General features: G+C 65.4%; 13 protein-coding genes. 12 read left to right on the plus strand and 1 reads right to left on the minus strand.

Translation table 11 applies throughout. The features are described from left to right. Positions 1-141: 141 nt before the first annotated feature. From K4G67_RS02285 to purQ, 7 genes are all read left to right on the plus strand, one after another. A complete protein-coding gene (locus tag K4G67_RS02285) occupies positions 142-1,482 on the plus strand; it encodes an alkaline phosphatase PhoX (protein ID WP_239804792.1) in 1,341 nt (446 codons plus the stop codon). Between the two features lie 160 nt (positions 1,483-1,642). Then, entirely contained in the window at positions 1,643-3,847 is a 2,205-nt protein-coding gene (locus K4G67_RS02290) for a TonB-dependent receptor (protein WP_239804793.1), read from the plus strand. A 66-nt stretch (positions 3,848-3,913) separates the two neighbouring features. Further along, the gene (gene nhaA, locus K4G67_RS02295) at positions 3,914-5,104 is read left to right on the plus strand and encodes a Na+/H+ antiporter NhaA (RefSeq protein ID WP_239804794.1); all 1,191 of its coding nucleotides are present in this window, start codon (positions 3,914-3,916) and stop codon (positions 5,102-5,104) included. A gap of 69 nt (positions 5,105-5,173) precedes the next feature. Next, on the plus strand, positions 5,174-6,481 hold the full coding sequence (locus K4G67_RS02300) for a cation:proton antiporter (protein WP_239804795.1): 1,308 nt from the start codon (positions 5,174-5,176) through the stop codon (positions 6,479-6,481). A gap of 122 nt (positions 6,482-6,603) precedes the next feature. Then, positions 6,604-7,386 carry a phosphoribosylaminoimidazolesuccinocarboxamide synthase gene (purC, locus tag K4G67_RS02305; RefSeq protein WP_202083287.1) on the plus strand — a complete coding sequence of 261 codons (783 nt, stop codon included), beginning with the start codon at positions 6,604-6,606 and terminating at the stop codon, positions 7,384-7,386. Between the two features lie 73 nt (positions 7,387-7,459). Next, positions 7,460-7,690: a phosphoribosylformylglycinamidine synthase subunit PurS gene (purS, locus tag K4G67_RS02310; RefSeq protein WP_202083285.1), complete on the plus strand. Its 231-nt coding sequence runs from the start codon at positions 7,460-7,462 to the stop codon at positions 7,688-7,690. Continuing rightward, positions 7,690-8,367 (plus strand): phosphoribosylformylglycinamidine synthase subunit PurQ, encoded by a 678-nt coding sequence (gene purQ / locus K4G67_RS02315; RefSeq protein ID WP_239804796.1) that lies wholly within the window; start codon positions 7,690-7,692, stop codon positions 8,365-8,367. The genes purS and purQ overlap by 1 nt, the downstream gene beginning before the upstream one ends. Positions 8,368-8,385: 18 nt before the next feature. Here purQ and K4G67_RS02320 read toward each other — a convergent pair whose 3' ends face one another. After that, entirely contained in the window at positions 8,386-10,704 is a 2,319-nt protein-coding gene (locus K4G67_RS02320; RefSeq protein ID WP_239804797.1) for a putative bifunctional diguanylate cyclase/phosphodiesterase, read from the minus strand. Positions 10,705-10,993: 289 nt separating this feature from the next. Between K4G67_RS02320 and K4G67_RS02325 the strand changes: the two genes are divergently transcribed. The 5 genes from K4G67_RS02325 (at position 10,994) to K4G67_RS02345 (ending at position 16,945) form a co-directional block, all read left to right on the plus strand. After that, positions 10,994-12,364 carry an amidohydrolase gene (locus tag K4G67_RS02325; RefSeq protein ID WP_420829985.1) on the plus strand — a complete coding sequence of 457 codons (1,371 nt, stop codon included), beginning with the start codon at positions 10,994-10,996 and terminating at the stop codon, positions 12,362-12,364. Then, entirely contained in the window at positions 12,361-13,743 is a 1,383-nt protein-coding gene (locus tag K4G67_RS02330; RefSeq protein ID WP_239804799.1) for an amidohydrolase family protein, read from the plus strand. The genes K4G67_RS02325 and K4G67_RS02330 overlap by 4 nt, the downstream gene beginning before the upstream one ends. 99 nt (positions 13,744-13,842) lie before the next feature. Next, the gene (locus K4G67_RS02335) at positions 13,843-14,688 is read left to right on the plus strand and encodes an N-formylglutamate amidohydrolase (RefSeq protein ID WP_239804800.1); all 846 of its coding nucleotides are present in this window, start codon (positions 13,843-13,845) and stop codon (positions 14,686-14,688) included. Further along, the gene (locus tag K4G67_RS02340) at positions 14,685-15,890 is read left to right on the plus strand and encodes a tyrosine/phenylalanine carboxypeptidase domain-containing protein (RefSeq protein WP_239804801.1); all 1,206 of its coding nucleotides are present in this window, start codon (positions 14,685-14,687) and stop codon (positions 15,888-15,890) included. The genes K4G67_RS02335 and K4G67_RS02340 overlap by 4 nt, the downstream gene beginning before the upstream one ends. Further along, positions 15,887-16,945, plus strand: a complete 1,059-nt coding sequence (locus tag K4G67_RS02345; protein WP_239804802.1) for an ATP-grasp domain-containing protein — start codon at positions 15,887-15,889, stop codon at positions 16,943-16,945. Before K4G67_RS02340 ends, K4G67_RS02345 begins: the two co-directional genes overlap by 4 nt. The last annotated feature ends 61 nt before the right edge of the window (positions 16,946-17,006 follow it).

The raw sequence follows: 17,006 nt of genomic DNA on the forward strand, positions 1-17,006 counted from the left end.
AGAGCATCGGGTTCCAAATTCGTTCATCCGATCACCGCCCCCGATGGCGCGCCCGGCCATGATCGGCGGAACCTGTCCACCGGAGGCAGTCGCGGGGTGTCTTGGCGCTGTCATCGAGAGCGGCTAAGGCGGGCGCGGAAAATGGTTTCAAGGGTTATCATGATGGGTTCGGTCAATCGGCGCGGCTTTTTGCGCAACACCTCGGGCGCGTTCGGCGCGCTGCTCGCCACCGGGTGCATGGCCGGGCGCACCGGGTTGAACCCGGCGCCGGCGGCACAGCTTTATGGGCCACTCGTGCCCGATCCGGCCGGGTTGATGGATCTTCCGGAGGGGTTTTCCTACCGTGTCATTTCCCGGCTGGGCGATGCGATGGACGACGGCGCCCGCGTGCCCGACCGCGCCGATGGCATGGGCAGCTTCCTGCTCGCCGACGGGCGGATCGCACTCGTCCGCAATCACGAGCTTCAGCCGCAGCACGATGCCGCCGGCGATTTTGCCAGCCATTACGACCATATCGGCGGCGCCGCGCTGGCGGGCGGGACGACGACACTGGTGCTCGACCCCGAAACGTTGCGGGTGGAGCGGCAATATCGCTCGCTCGCCGGGACGATCCGCAATTGCGCGGGCGGCACGACCCCCTGGGGAAGCTGGCTGACGTGCGAGGAAAACACGTCCCGCGCGGGCGAGGGTTCGGGCGGCCGGGTGCTGTCGCGCGATCACGGCTATGTCTTCGAGGTGCCCGCCGCGCATGAAGGGCTGGTCGATCCGGTCCCGCTGACCGCGATGGGACGCTTCAATCACGAGGCGGCGATCGTCGATCCGGCCACGGGCATGGTTTACCTGACCGAGGACCGCGACGATTCGCTGCTCTATCGCTTCACGCCCACGACGCAGGGGCGGCTTGCGGAGGGCGGGCGGCTGCAGGCGCTGGCGCTGATGTCCGGGCCGCAGGACAGCCGCAACTGGACCGAAACGCTAATGCCGCCGGGCAGCGAATGGCGCGTCCGCTGGATCGATCTCGACAATGTGGAGGCGCCCGAGGACGATCTGCGCACCCGCGGCGCGGCGCTTGGCGCGACCGTGTTCGCGCGGGGCGAAGGCATCCACATGGGCGATGGCGAGATGTTCTTCTGCTGCACCTCCGGCGGGGCGAAGAAGCTGGGGCAGATCTTCCGCCTCGACCCGCGCAGCGACCGGCTGCAGCTGTTCTTCGAATCGAGCGATATCAAGCAGTTCAACTATGGCGACAATCTCACCGTGGCGCCGAACGGCCATCTCATCGTGTGCGAGGATGCCTATACCGAGGTGGTCGACAATCATCTGCGCGGGATTACGCCGGACGGGCGGCCCTATGCCTTGGGGCGGCTGCGCATACAGACGGAGCCTGCGGGCGCCTGTTTTTCGCCTGATGGCAAGACCCTGTTCGTCAATGCGTACAGCCCTGCGATGACGCTCGCAATACAGGGGCCGTGGGTCGCCTGATGCCCCCGGGCCGTCGCTGACGCCCGGTTCCTTCCGTCTGATCCCTTCCGAAAATCTTTGCGAACCTGCTTGCGGGGCTTGCGAAGATTTGCGCACGATCGTAATGATACAACATTACACCATGCAATTCATCGCTTCCGTAGAGGGATTTTCGATTCTCATGCCTATTTCGCGCACCCCGCGCTTTCTTGCCGCTGCCTCGCTCCTTGCCCTGTCCACCCCGGTTCTGGCGCAGGAAGCGGCGCAAATGCCGCCGCCCGCGGACACGTCCGCCGATGATTACGACATGGAGATCATCGTGTCGGTCGACGGGTTGCGCACGCTCGACGTGCTGTCGGCGCAATCGGTGGTGGAGGATGCCGAGCTGCTGCGGAACATGAGCGGTCAGGTCGGCGACGTGCTCGCGCGGCAGCCCGGCGTTTCGGCCACATCCTTCGCGCCGGGTGCCTCCCGGCCCGTGCTGCGCGGCTTTACCGGCTCGCGTGTCGCGGTGCTGACCGATGGGCTGGGCGCACTCGACCTGTCGGCCAATTCCGCCGATCACGGCGTGGCGATCGACCCGCTCACCGCTGAGCGGATCGAGGTTCTGCGCGGTCCCGCCGTGTTGCTCTACGGCAGCCAGGCGATCGGCGGCGCGGTCAATGTGGTGGACCGTCGCATCCCGCGCCGCATGCCGACCGGCGGCTTCGATCTTCAGGCGACCGGCACGCTCGGCACCAATGCGGACGAGCGGCGCGGCGGCGCGGCGGCGGATCTGGCCCTGTCGGAGCGGATCGTGCTGCACGTCGATGGCAGCTATGGCGAAACGGACGATTTCGAGGCCGGCGGCTATGTCCTCGGCCCCCGCCTCCGCGCGGAGCAGACCGCCATCGCCGCCGAGGAGCGCGCAGAAGGCCGTCTGGACGAAGCGGAAGAAGCGCTCGAACTCGCCAATCGCCGGGGCCGCGTGCCCGATAGCGCGAGCCGGCAATACACGCTGGGCGGCGGGCTGTCCGTCATCACCGACACCGGTTCGCTCGGCTTCTCGGTCGGATTGTTCGACAGCCGTTATGGCGTCCCCGAACGTCCCGGCGCGGAACATGCCCATGGGGAGGAAGAGGCCGGGGAAGATCACGACGATGAACACGATCACGACCATGATCACGAGGAACACGGCCATGGCGGGGACGGCGTGAGCATCGACCTGCGGCAGTGGCGCGGCGACGTCCGGGCCGAGGTCGATACAGGCGGCGGCATGCTCGACCGTATTCGCGTCCGCGCCGGATACGCCGATTACGAGCATACCGAATTCGAAGGCGCCGAAGTCGGCACCCGGTTTTTCAGCCAGGCGTTCGAAGGGCGGCTCGACCTCGTGCAGGCACAGCGCGGACGGTGGAGCGGCGTGACCGGCGCGCAAGCTTATACGCGCGATTTCGACGCGATTGGCGCCGAAGCCTTCGTCCCTGCCAGCCGAAGCGACCAGTTCGGCATCTTCACGCTCCAGGAATTCGATTTCGCCCCGTGGGAGCTGGACCTCGCCGCCCGGTACGAACGCAGCAGCGTATCCTCCAACGCGGTGATGACCGCGCTGGAAAGCGAGGAGACGATGGCGGTGGACCGGGATTTCGACGCGGTGTCGGGCGCGGCGACGGTGTCGCGCCGCCTGTCGCGTGGTCTGCGTGCGGGTATCACGGGATCGCGCGCCGAACGTGCCCCGAGTTCGGAGGAGCTATTCTCCAACGGCGCGCATATCGCGACTCAATCCTACGAACTCGGCAATACCGATTTCGGGACGGAGAGCGCATGGGGTCTCGAAGGGTGGATCGATGGCGATATCGGCCCTGCCCATGTTCATTTCGCGGCCTATGGCCAATGGTTCGACGATTTCATCTATGCGAGCGACACCGGGCGGGAGATCGACGGCCTGCCCCTGTTCGCCTATGCGCAGGGGGATGCGCGCTGGCTCGGGCTGGAGGGGCAGATCGCGGCGCCCTTCGTGGTGCGCGACGGGTTCACGCTGCGCGGCGATCTCGTGTTCGATTACATCGACGCGCAATTGGCGGACGGCACGCCGCTGCCGCGCATTCCGCCGCTGCGCATCCTGCCGGGGATCGAGGCGGAGGCCGGTCCGTTCTCGATGCGGGCGGAGGTCGAGCATGCCTTTGCACAGGACGACGTCGCCGGGTTCGAGACGCCCACCGACGATTACACGCTCGTCAACCTGTCGGCGGGATGGCACCCGTTCGGCGATACCAACGATACGCAATTGATCGTGTCGGCCAACAACCTGTTCGACGTGACCGCGCGCCGCCATGCCAGCCTGACCAAGGATTTCGTGCCCATGCCCGGCCGCGACATCCGTGTTGCAATTCGTTTCTCGATCTAGCTTGCGCCTTGGCCCTGCGGCTCCTTCCTGCCATGCATGGCAGGAAGGCAGACAAGCAGGACATTTATGGCAAAGCGGCTCCACCCACGCAGTATCATCCAGACCCTGCGCGAATTCATGCAGGTCGAGGCGGCCGGCGGCATTCTCCTCATGGGGGCCGCCGCCGCCGCCATGCTGGTCGCCAATACGGCGCTCGGCACCGGATATTTCGCGATAAAGGCGACCTATCTCGGCCCGTTGACCGTGGATTACTGGATCAATGACGGGTTGATGGCGCTGTTCTTCCTGCTCGTCGGGCTGGAGATCAAGCGCGAGTTCATCGAAGGGCAACTGTCCACGGGGGCGAGCCGCATCCTGCCCGCGCTGGCCGCGGGCGCCGGGGTGGCGGTGCCGGCGATCATCTACATGCTGGTGGCGGGCGGCGATCCTGCGCTCGCGCGCGGCTGGGCCATTCCGGCGGCGACCGACATCGCCTTTGCACTCGGCATTCTCGCGCTGCTGGGCTCGCGGGCGCCCACTTCGCTCAAGGTGTTGTTGACCGCGATCGCAGTGATCGACGATCTCGTCGCGGTGATGATCATCGCTTTGTTCTATACGGCGGATCTGTCGCTGCCATGGCTGGGCGCGGGTCTTGCGGGGCTGGCGCTGCTCATCGTGTGCAACCGGATGGGGGTCCGCAATCTGTGGGTCTATGCCATCGTCGGGCTGGGCGTTTGGGCGGCAGTGCTGTTGTCGGGCATTCACGCGACGCTTGCGGGTGTGGCGGTCGCGCTCACCGTGCCGCTCGCGGGGCCGGGCAATGCGGAGGGGCACGCCCCGCTGCACCGGCTCGAACACGGGCTCCATCCATGGGTGGCATTCGGCATCATCCCGCTGTTCGGCTTTTTCAACGCGGGCGTGGCGCTTGGCGGCATGTCGGCGGCGGCGGTTCTCACGCCGCTGCCGCTGGGCATCGCGCTGGGCCTCGTCGTCGGGAAACAGATCGGCATTTTCGGTGCCATCTTCGCCGCGGTGCGGTCGGGGCTCGCGCCCTTGCCCAAAAATGCGGGGTGGCTGCATGTCTACGGGCTGTCGCTCCTGTGCGGGATCGGCTTTACCATGAGCCTGTTCATCGGCGGCCTCGCCTTTGCCGATCCGACGGATCAGAACATGGTCCGGCTCGGCGTGCTGGGCGGGTCGGTCATCGCGGCGATCGGCGGCTGGCTTGTGCTGCGGCTCGCAAAACCGGTGGGTCCGCCCGCGGCCATGCCCGGATAAGCGAGCGCGGCGCGGCGCTTTTTACACGCCGGCTTTGCGCGAGGCTGTTTTGACCCTAGACACGCAGGGATGAACCATTCCGCCGCGCCGCTTTCCGCTTTCGACCTCGCCGCCATCGTCACGGTGGCCGCCGCCGTTCTGGGCTGGGTGAACTATCATGTCCTGCGGCTGCCCAATGTGATCGGGCTGACCGTGATGGGGGCGGCGGTGTCGGTACTGCTGCTGATCTCCAACGCGATCGCGCCCGGCCTCGCGATGGACGACTGGGTCGCGGACATGCTCGTCCGGATGAATTTTTCCGACACGCTGCTCGAAGGAATGCTGAGCTTCCTGCTCTTTGCCGGGGCGCTTCACGTCGATCTTGGCGCGTTGCGGCGCGAATGGCTGCCGGTGTTGCTGCTCTCGACCATTGGCGTGGTGCTTTCGACCGTGCTTGTCGGGCTGGCGCTTTATGGCTTCGTCATGCTGCTCGGCATGGGATTGCCGATGATCTGGTGCTTCGTGTTCGGCGCGTTGATCGCACCGACCGATCCTGTTTCCGTGCTCGGCATCATGAAGCAGATGAAGGTGCCACCCTTGTTGCAGGCGACGGTCACGGGCGAAAGCCTGTTCAACGATGGTGTTGGCATCGTCGTCTTCACCATCTTGCTGGGCGCGGCGGTGTCGGGTGCGGATTTTTCGGTGGCGGAGGGTGCGCGCCTCTTCGCGATCGAGGCGGGCGGCGGCATCCTCGTCGGCCTCATCGCCGGAACGGCGGCGTTTTATGCGATGCGGTCGATGGACGATTACCCGATCGAGGTGCTGATCAGCCTGGCCGTCGTCATGGGCGGCTATGCGCTGTGCACGCGTCTTCATATCTCCGGCCCGCTGGCGATGGCGGTCGCCGGGCTGCTCATCGGTAATCAGGGGACGCTTCACGCGATGAGCGACACGACCCGCGATTATCTCATCAAGTTCTGGGAGGTGATCGACGAATTGCTCAATTCCGCGCTGTTCCTGCTTATCGGGCTGGAGGTGATCGCCATCGTGCCGGCCTGGAATCAGCTTTGGGTCGGGATGGCGGCGATCCCCATCGCCCTTCTCGCCCGCGCCATCGCGGTGCGCGCTTCGCTGCTGGCCGTGCGGCTGCGGCGCGGCACGAATCAGCCTGCGGCCCGCCGCGTGCTCATCTGGGGCGGATTGCGCGGGGGCATTTCCATCGCGCTCGTGCTGACCCTGCCGGCCGGGCCGATCCGGGACCTGCTGCTCGCCGCGACATTCGCCGCCGTGCTGTTTTCGGTGCTGGTGCAACGCGCGACGCTCGGCCCGCTCATCGACAAGGCGAAGGACGAGATGAACGCGATGCAGGCCGCCGCGCCGCATGACGACGGGCGATAGGCGCGCTTCGTTGCGCGAACGCCGCAATTGCCATAAGGGGCAGACCTTCGCCCCGGCAGGGTGCGCCGCCGCCGAATCGGTGGACCTGCATGCCGAAACCGACGATTGACCAAGGAACTGCAATGTCGCGACGTCGCCAGATCTACGAAGGCAAGGCCAAGATCCTGTATGAAGGCCCGGAACCGGGCACCATCATTCAGTATTTCAAGGACGATGCCACTGCCTTCAACGCGCAGAAACGCGGCACCATCAACGGCAAGGGCGTCATCAACAACCGCATCAGCGAGTTCGTGTTCACCCGCCTGACGCATATCGGCATCCCGACGCATTTCATCCGCCGGCTGAACATGCGCGAACAGCTCGTGCGGCAGTGCGAGATCATCCCGATCGAGGTCGTCGTGCGCAATGTCGCGGCCGGCTCGATCTCCAAACGGCTGGGTCTGGAGGAAGGCGAACCGCTGCCGCACACCCTGCTCGAATATTATTACAAGGACGATGCGCTGGGCGATCCGCTGATCGCGGAGGAACACATCGCCTGCTTCGGCTGGGCCTCGAACGAGGAGATGCAGGACATCTCCAGCATGGCGATCCGGGTGAACGATTTCCTCGTCGGCATGTTCGCCGCGGTCGGCATCCGGCTCGTCGATTTCAAGCTGGAGTTCGGGCGGCTCTGGGACGGGGATTATGCGCGCGTGATCCTCGCCGATGAAATCAGCCCGGACGGGTGCCGCCTGTGGGACATGACCACCGGGGAAAAGCTCGACAAGGACCGGTTCCGCCGCGACATGGGCGGCGAGGAAGATGCCTATCAGGAAGTCGCCCGCCGGCTCGGCGTGTTGCAGGAAGACGGGCCGAGCGAGGTCGCCGACCTTTCGCACCACCGCAAGCTGCGCGGCAAGAAATAGCGCCCACTTGCCCTTCCCCGCCGGTCGCATTACCGGCGGGCCAGTTACAAAGCCCATTCGCGAAAGGCCCGCCATGAAGGTAAATGTCCACGTCAGCCTGAAACCGGGCGTGCTCGACCCGCAGGGCCGCGCCATCCACCACGCACTCGAAGGGCTGGGCTTTGCCGGCGTCAACGACGTGCGCGCCGGGCGCCTCATCGCGCTCGACGTCGCGGATGATACCAGCGACGCGCAACTGGACGAGATGTGCCGCAAGCTGCTCGCCAACATGGTCATCGAGAATTACACGATAGAGAAGGCGTAATGGGCTTTACCGCAGGCGTCATCACCTTCCCCGGCTCCAATTGCGACCGGGACATGGCCGTGGCCATCGAAACGATCACGGGCCGCGCACCGACGCGCATCTGGCACGGCGATGCCACCTTGCCGGACGGACTCGATTTCATCGCGGTGCCGGGCGGGTTTTCCTATGGCGACTACCTGCGTTCGGGTGCGATGGCGGCGCGAAGCCCCATCATGCGCGCGGTTGCGGATGCGGCGGGTCGCGGCGTTCCGGTGCTGGGCGTGTGCAACGGGTTTCAGGTGCTGACCGAAACGGGGCTTCTGCCGGGCGCGCTGATGCGCAATGCGGGCATTTCCTTCATCTGCCGCGAGGTGCCGCTGATCGTGGAAAATGGCACATCGCTGTTTACCGCGCGCTATGAAACGGGCGCGCGCATCACGATTCCGGTCGCCCATCACGACGGCAATTATTTCGCGGACGAAGACACGCTCGACCGGATCGAGGGGGATGGCCGCGTCGCCTTCCGATATGCCGAAAACTGCAACGGTTCGGCGCGCGACATTGCCGGCGTGCTGAACGCGGGTGGCAACGTGCTGGGCATGATGCCGCATCCAGAACGCAGCGTGGACCCGGTGCATGGCGGCACCGATGGCCGCGCCCTGTTCGAAGGGGTTATGGACGGATTGAGCGTCGCGTAACCGCCGCGGCGCGGGGCTTCAGGTGACGGCCTGCGCGCCGAACAGGGCAAGCGCCTCGCGCGCATCCATCGGGCTTCCGAAAAGAAACCCCTGAATCCGGGTGCAGCCGAGACGGCGGATATTTTCAAGCTCGCTGTCGTTTTCGACGCCTTCGGCCGTCGTCGTCATGTCGAGCGCATCGGCCAGGGCGACCACGGCGCGCAATATGGCCACGCTCTCCGCGCTGTTCTTCGTCGCGCCCTGCACGAAGCTGCGGTCGATCTTGATGGTCGAGAAACGATGCGTGCGCAGATAGCCGAGCGAGGAATAGCCCGTCCCGAAATCGTCGAGCGCGATGGTGCATCCCATCGCCTCGATCCGGCGGAAGGTCGCCTGTACCGCCGCCCCGTCGCGCAGGAACACGCTCTCCGTCATCTCCAGTTCCAGCCGCGCGGGCGCAAGCCCAGTCCTGTCGAGCGCATGGGAAAGGGCCGGCGTGAAATTTTCATTGAGCAGCTGCTCGGGAGAGACATTGACGGCAAGCCGCACATGCGCAGGCCATTTCGCCGCCTCTTCACAGGCGCGGTTCAACACCCATTCGCCGATCGGCACGATCGCGCCGGTACGCTCCGCAATGGGGATGAAGACATCGGGCCCGATGCGCCCATGCGCCGCACTGTTCCAGCGCAGCAACGCCTCGAACCCGACGATGCTCTCGCTTTGCGTATCCACGACCGGCTGAAACTGCAGGTCGAGTTCCGCATTTTCGATCGCCTGGTTCAAGGCATGCTCCAGCGCGCGGCGCTTGTCCGCCTCGGCCTGCATGCCCGGCTCGTAAGCGAGATGGATGCCCCCGCCCGCCTCCTTAGCGCGTTCGAGCGCGAGATCGGCACGCCGCATGAGCGACTGCTCCGTATCCCCGCCCCCCGAATAGGTCGCCGATCCGATCCGCAGGCCGATATGCACCGCATGCCGGTCGATATCGTAGGGCCGGGACAATCGCTCGATAATGGTGGCGGCCATCGTCTGCACCGCCTCCGCGCTGACGTCGCCGGTCATGACGATGCCGAATTCGTCGCCGTCCATCCGCCCGCACATGTCGCCTGTACCCATTATCGCGCGCAGGCGCTGTGCCATCTGCCTCAGCAGTCCGTCGCCGATGCCATGGCCGAGCGTATCGTTGACCGTCTTGAACCGGTCGAGGTCGATGATGAGGAACGCGCAACGCCCGTGCGGCGATGCCGCGCCGCTCATCGCGCGGCGCAGGCCTTCGTTCAGCATCATGCGGTTGGGCAGGCCGGTCAGCTGATCATAGCGGGCAAGCCGGGCGACCTTCTGCGCATTGTCAGTGCGTTCGGTGACGTCCGACCCGACCCCGCGAAACCCCGCGAACCTGCCGCCTTCGTCACATAGCGGCGTGCCCGACAATGCCCACCATCGCGCCGCCCCATTCACATGCACGCGGACGATCATGTTCGAAAACGGCTTCCGCTCTTTCAAGCATTCGGCAAGATCGCGCAGCGACGCGGGCAGCGCGCCGGTTTCCCACCCCTCACCCGCAATCGCCTGGATCAGGGGCAGCCCTTCGGCCGCCAGCGCATCGATACCGAGCGTTTGGGCGAAGCGGGGCGATACGTGGCGCATCCGCCGCGCACCGTCGATCTGCCAAAGCCATTCCGCGCGGTCATCCTCGGCCTCGCGGAGCAGGAGCGAAAGCGTCTCCTCCCTTTCCCGCGCGCCCGCCCGCGCCGTATCCAGAGCGGTGACGAGCCGGCCCGCGATAACTGCCCCCGCCGCCGCAAGCGCCGCAGTGCAAAGCTGTGCCGCCGCGGCGCCCGCCCCCCATTCCAGCCCGCCGCCGACGAGCAGTCCGGCCGCCCCGCCGATGCCGAAGATCGCGGCGAAAAGCAGCGCGGTGCGCGCCGCCCTCGCCAATGCCACGACATAGATACACAGCAAAACCTGCATCGCCGCGAAATGCGGCCCCGGCCCCGCCATCGCGGTGCCAGGGAAAAGCGCGGTCGGCAGCGCGAACGCCAGCGCGGCAAGTCCGATCGTGCCGCAATGCTGGTGCCGATCCGGCGCGGGTGGCACGATATGCACTTGCTGCACAAACCCCCGTTCCATCCGGATCAGTGCCGCCGACAATGCGCAGATGATTGCGAACCATGCCCCCATGACCCAGGGTCCGGCCCGATCCGAAAACACGGTGAATACAGGGATCGTCGCCGCAAGCAGCAGGCAGACCCGTCCGCCCGCCCACCGGCCGAGGGCATGGTAATCAGCCGGCGCGAGGATCCGGCGAAGCCCGGCACGCCCGGACGCGAAGCGCAGCGGGGGCAAAAGCGCGCGGCTCACGCGGTCGTTCCCGGCCCGGCCTTGCGCGGCGCTTTCCTTTGGCAGGAGCGAGGGTCGAACATTCGCGCGCATCGCCGCATATGTGGATAAAGAAGGTTTATAAACGGTAAACGCCGCGCATGCAGCATGCTGTTCAGAACCCGCGCACCGCCGCTTGACTGTGGCGGCGCATGCGGGACACTACGCCCGTCCGGCAAAGGACTTGCTTGCGCGCCGCGGCCCGAACAGCGCCGCTGCGCCACAATGGGGAAAGGGCATTGCCTTGCATGTCATGAACATCTTCGATTCCATGAAACGGGCCGGCGCGTCGCTGGCCGCGATCGCGATGGCGGGCGCCGTGTCGGCCTGTGCCACCACAGGCGGCGAAACACCGCGCGGCGCGAGCGCGAATGGCGAGGTGCCCTATGCCTCCACCTATCGTCCCTATCCCGGTATGCCGACCGCTCTCGTCGGGGCGACCGTGTTCGATGGCGCGGGCGGCCGGATCGAGAACGGAACCGTGCTTTTCGAAAATGGCGAGATCGTCGGCATCGGCGATGCCGGCCTTGCCGTGCCCGCCGGCTATACCCGGATCGACGGGACCGGCAAATTCGTGACGCCGGGCATTATCGACATCCATTCGCATCTCGGCGACTATCCCTCCCCTTCCGTCGATGCGCATTCCGACGGGAACGAGGCGACCGCGCCGACCACGCCCAATGTGTGGGCCGAACATTCGGTGTGGCCGCAGGATCCGGGCTTTTCCCGCGCGCTGGCCAATGGCGGGGTGACGGCGTTGCAGATTCTTCCCGGTTCGGCGAACCTGATGGGCGGGCGTTCGGTGACGCTGAAAAACGTGCCGTCGCGCACGGTGCAGGGGATGAAATTCCCCGGCGCGCCCTATGGCCTGAAAATGGCGTGCGGCGAAAATCCGAAGCGTGTCTATGGCAGCCGTGGCCGCATCCCCTCGACCCGGATGGGCAATTTCGCGGTGAACCGGCAAACCTGGATCGAGGCGCAGGAATACGCCGCCGGCGACCGGAAGGACCGCGATCTGGGCAAGGAAACGCTGGCCGGCGTGCTCGACGGCGATATCCTCATCCACAACCATTGCTATCGCGCCGACGAAATGGCGCTCGTCATGGATATGGCGAAGGAGTTCGGCTACAGGGTTTCGGCGTTTCACCACGCGGTCGAAAGCTACAAGATCGGCGATCTGCTGCGCGAAAACGACGTGTGCAGCGCAATCTGGGCCGATTGGTGGGGCTTCAAGATGGAAGCGTATGACGGCATCCCCGAAAACGCCGCCTTGCTTCAGAACGCAGGCGCCTGCGTCGTCATCCATTCGGACGATCAGAACGGCATTCAGCGCCTGAACCAGGAAGCCGCCAAGGCGCAGGCAGACGGCCGCCGCATGGGCATCGATATTTCGGATGCCGAGGTGATCCGCTGGCTCACGCTCAACCCGGCAAAGGCGATGGGCATCGACGCCATGACCGGCAGCCTGGAAAGCGGCAAGATGGCCGATGTCGTCTTGTGGAACGGCGACCCGCTCTCCGTCTATTCCCGCCCTGAAAAGGTGTGGATCGACGGCGCGCTGATGTACGATGCGCGCGACCCCGCCCGCCGTCCGGTGAGCGATTTCGAGCTGGGACAACCCGGCGAGGGAGATTTCAAATGAGCCGTCTGAAAAGCGCGTTTCTGGCGCTGGTCGCCTCCGCCGCGATCGTTGCCCCGGCGGTGGCGCAGGATTTCGCCATCACCAATGCGACGCTTGCCACCGGCGAAGTGCGCGACCCAATTCCCAATGCCAGCGTCGTCGTGCGCGGCGGACAGGTCGTCGCCGCCGGGCCGAACGTGGCCGTCCCCGCCGATATTCGCGTGATCGACGGCACCGGCATGTGGGTGACGCCGGGCCTGTTTTCCCCGCTTACCGATCTTGGCCTGTGGGACGTGGCGGCGGTCGATGAAAGCAATGACCGCTCCGCCGGGCGCTCGCCGTTTTCTGCCGCACTCGATTTCTCGGTCGCGATCAATCCGATGAATCAGCATATCATGAGCAGCCGCGCCGGCGGCGTCACCCGTGCATCTGTGATCGGCTATCCTTCGGGGTCGATCTTTGCAGGGCAAGGCGCGATCATCGACCTTGGCGCGGATCGCGATGTCGTGACCCGGCCCCGCGCGTTTCAGATGGTTGCCATCGGCGAAACCGGCGGCAGGCTCGCAGGCGGAAGCCGGGTGGCGGCCCATGCCCTGCTGCGCAACGCCCTGCGCGAGGCGCGCGATTTCGGCGAACGGTCGGGCATTCGCGGGGGCGAGCTTCGCCCCGAAAACGTGCGCACCGGCGACGATCTCCCGCTTGATCCGCGGCTGGCCGACGATGCGACCGATCGCGGCACCGACGTGGAGTTGAGCCGGTTCGATGCCGCCGCGTTGGTGCCGGTGGTGAACGGGACGCAGCCGCTTTACGTGCAGGTAGACCGGGCCGCGGACATTCTCGCCGGGCTCGCATTGAAAGAGGAGTTCGCCGCGCTCGATCTCGTGCTCGTCGGCGCAGCCGAAGGGTGGATGGTCGCCGAACGGATCGCCGCCGCCGGCGTGCCGGTGATCGCGGCGGCATTGCTCGACCTGCCCGAACGGTTCGAGCAGCTGGCCTCCACGCAGAGCAATATCGGCCGCATGGTCGATGCCGGGGTGACCGTCGCGATCGGCCCATTCATGGACATGGAGCAGCCGCGTTACGCCCCGCAGTATGCGGGCAATCTGGTCGGGCTGTCCCGGCTCGACGGGGCCACGGGGCTGAGCTGGGGCGAGGCGTTCGCGGCGATCACCTCGATCCCTGCGCAGATTTCGGGACAGGGGGGCCGCTCCGGCGTGCTCGCGCCCGGCGCGCATGGCGATGCGGTGCTGTGGGATGGCGATCCGCTCGAAATCTCCTCGGCCCCGGTGCGGGTGTTCATCGACGGGGTGGAACAACCGCTCGACAATCATCAGACGCGGCTGCGCGAACGCTATCGCAATCTCGATGAAAGCCAGCTTCCCAAGGCCTACGTCCACTAGGGCAAAGCATCACCTGCCCCGGCCGCGATTCGCGCGGCCGGGGCGGATGTCACCGATCTGTCTTGGAACAGAACGCGCGCCGTCCGCGTTCGGAATACCATGCAGAATACAACCGCCGACTCCACCGCGCCTGACCACGATGCGCAGGATAATGCCCCATGGGACATGATCGTGCAGTCCGGCCCGGTCATGATCACCGCGATCCACGCCGGGCACACCATCCGCAAATCGCTGCAACCCTGGCTCGAACTGGGCGAGGTCGACCGCCTGCGCGAGGAGGATCCGCTCACCGATTTCTTCCTGTCGGCGGGCGACACACTGTTTCGCGCCAACCGTTCGCGGTTCGAATTCGATCTCAACCGCTCCGCCGACATGGCGGTGACGACCGACCCCGACGACACCTGGGGCCTGAAGGTCTGGAACCCGGACATGCCGCAGGCGGAGAAGGACGCTTCGCTCGCCCTTCACGCCGAATTCTACGCCACGATCCGCGCCCGGATCGAGGCGATGATCGCCGAACACGGGCGTATCCTCATCCTCGACCTCCACAGCTATAATCACCGGCGCGACGGGCCGGACGGCGAACCGGCGAGCCCTGCGGACAATCCCGACATCGACATCGGCGCGACCACGATGAACAAGGATGTGTACGGCGGCCTCCTCGACGCGTTCGTCAAAACGCTCCGCGCCGCGCCCCTGCGCGGGCGGGAGCCGCATGTCGCGGTCAATGTCCGGTGGGAGGACGGGGGCAATTTCCCCGAAACCATGCATGCCGAATATGGCGATGCGGCCTGTATCATGACGCTGGAATTCAAGAAGGTGTTCATGGACGAATGGGGGCAGAGCGCCGACATCCTCGCGATGCAGGACCTGCGCGCAGGGTTCCTCGCCGCGGTGGAAAACGCCCGCCGTCACCTCTCGCAAATGCCCGCGCCCGCGAAATGACCCATAGCGAAGTGAAAGAAAGACGGGCCGCCGCCCTTTGCGATGCCGCGATCGAGGTCGACAAGCGGCTCGCCAAAATGGACATGCGGATCGACTGGCTGACCCGGCTGACGCCTGTGAATATCGATGATATCGCGGTGGAATTCCAGGCGTCCGGCTTTCGCACCATGCCGGACAGCACCTATGGCGAAGGGCTCGTCGACGATGCACCCGGTTTTCGTAAGGAGCTGTTCGACCTCCCCGTGCGGGACATCGCGAACCCGCGCGTGCAGGCACTGCTCCTTGAAAAGCAGCGCGAACTCGACCGGCAGATCGAGCTTGTCCGGATGCGCGATTGCGACGGCTTCATCATGGCCAGCATCGACCTGTTCGGCCATGTCGACGAACAATTGCTCGACACGGCAAAGCGCATTCTCGCCGACGTCCCGGTGATCCCGCGCGACAATTCCGACGTCGATGCCGAACATGTCCGCGACGCCGCCGAGGCCGAGGTCGCGCGATACAAGGCCGCGGACGAAAGCTTCGAATGCCGGGTCATCGTCGATGAAACGCCGGGAACCTCGCTCTACACCTCGATGGGCAATTTTCACATCGCGTTCGATTATCGCACGCATCATGCCCGCGTCGCCCCGCTCATCCAACACGAGGTCGGCACCCATGTCGTGACCCGGCACAACGGGCGGATGCAACCGCTGCTCACGCTGGCGGGCGGGCTCGCCGATTATGACGAGTTGCAGGAGGGGATCGCCGTCCTCGCCGAATATCTCGCCGGATATCTGCCCGCGGCGCGGCTGCGCCTGCTCGCCGCGCGGGTGGTCGCCGCCCATATGGCGGTGAAGGAGGAGAGCGGCCCGAACATCTACGCCTGCCTGACCGAAGAACACGCCATCGGCAATGAAATGGCCTTCGACACTGCCGTGCGCGCGAAACGCGGCGGCGGGCTGACGAAGGATGCGCTTTATCTCAAGGGGCTGGCCGAATTGCTGGCCCATCTCCGCCATGGCGGCGACTTCGAAATCCTGTTCCTCGGCAAGTTCGCGTTGAAGCAATTGCCCACGCTCGAACATCTGCTGGACGAAGGCATCGTGCGCCGTCCCGCGATCCTGCCGACCTATGTGACCGATCCCCCCGCAATCGAACGACTGGCACGGGTGCGAAACCTGTCGCTGGAATCCCTTTACCAGGAAAGACCCGAAACATGAGCGAGACCATTCGCATCGCCTTTGTCGTCAACGATCTGATGACCGAGCAGGACAATTACACCACCATCCGCCTCGCCCGCAAAGCCATCGCGCGCGGGCATCAGGTCGCCTTCGTCGGGCTGGGCAATTTCATTTACGACTGGGCCGACGGCATCTGCGCGATGGCGCATGTGAGCAAGAACGCGCAATTCGATACCGACAGCGAATATCTCGCCTATCTGCACGGCGGCGAACCCGACCGGCGGCGCATCGTGCTCAAGGACTGGGACATCCTCATGCTGCGCGGCGACCCGGCGGTGGAAATGGGCAAGCGTGACTGGGCACCATCGTCCAGCCTCCTGTTCGCGCAGCTCGCCTCGCTCAACAATACCATCGTATTGAACGATCCGAAACATCTGACCGACGCGGTCAACAAGACCTATTTCCAGAATTTTCCCGAGGAAATCCGCCCCGAGACCACCATCACCCGCGAACCGTCGGAAATCGAACGTTTCCTCGACGCGCATGACAACAAGGGCGTGATCAAGCCGCTGCAAGGCTCGGGCGGCCAGGGCGTCTTCATCATCAACGAGGAAAACCGGCAGAACCTCAACCAGATCGTCGAGGCGGTGATCCGCGACGGCTATGCCATCGTGCAGGAATATCTCCCCGCCGCGAGCGAGGGCGACCTGCGCATGATCACGCTCAATGGGCGTCCGCTCAAGGTCGACGATACCTACGCCTGCCTCCACCGCTTCAGCCAGACGGAGGATCACCGCTCCAACATCTCGGCCGGCGGCGGGGTGGAAATGGTGACCCCGCCAGATGCCGCGCTGCGCATTGCGGAAATCGTGGGACCCAAACTCATCGACGACGGCATGTATCTCACCGGCCTCGACATCGCAGGCGACAAGATGATGGAGATCAATGTCGATACGCCGGGGGGCCTGAACTTCATCGAGGATATGAGCGAGGTCAATTTCTCGGGCGCGATCCTCGACGATCTGGAGCGCAAGGTCCGGCTTCAGAAGCAATATGGCGGCACGCTGTCCAATCGCGAGCTCGCGGTTCTTTAACACCGTCTGCCTGCTTCAAGAAAAAAGGGCCCCTGCCATCGTGGCGGGGGCCCTTTTTCAT

The sequence above is a fragment of the Croceicoccus hydrothermalis genome, from assembly GCF_022378335.1.
Lineage (GTDB): Bacteria > Pseudomonadota > Alphaproteobacteria > Sphingomonadales > Sphingomonadaceae > Croceicoccus > Croceicoccus hydrothermalis.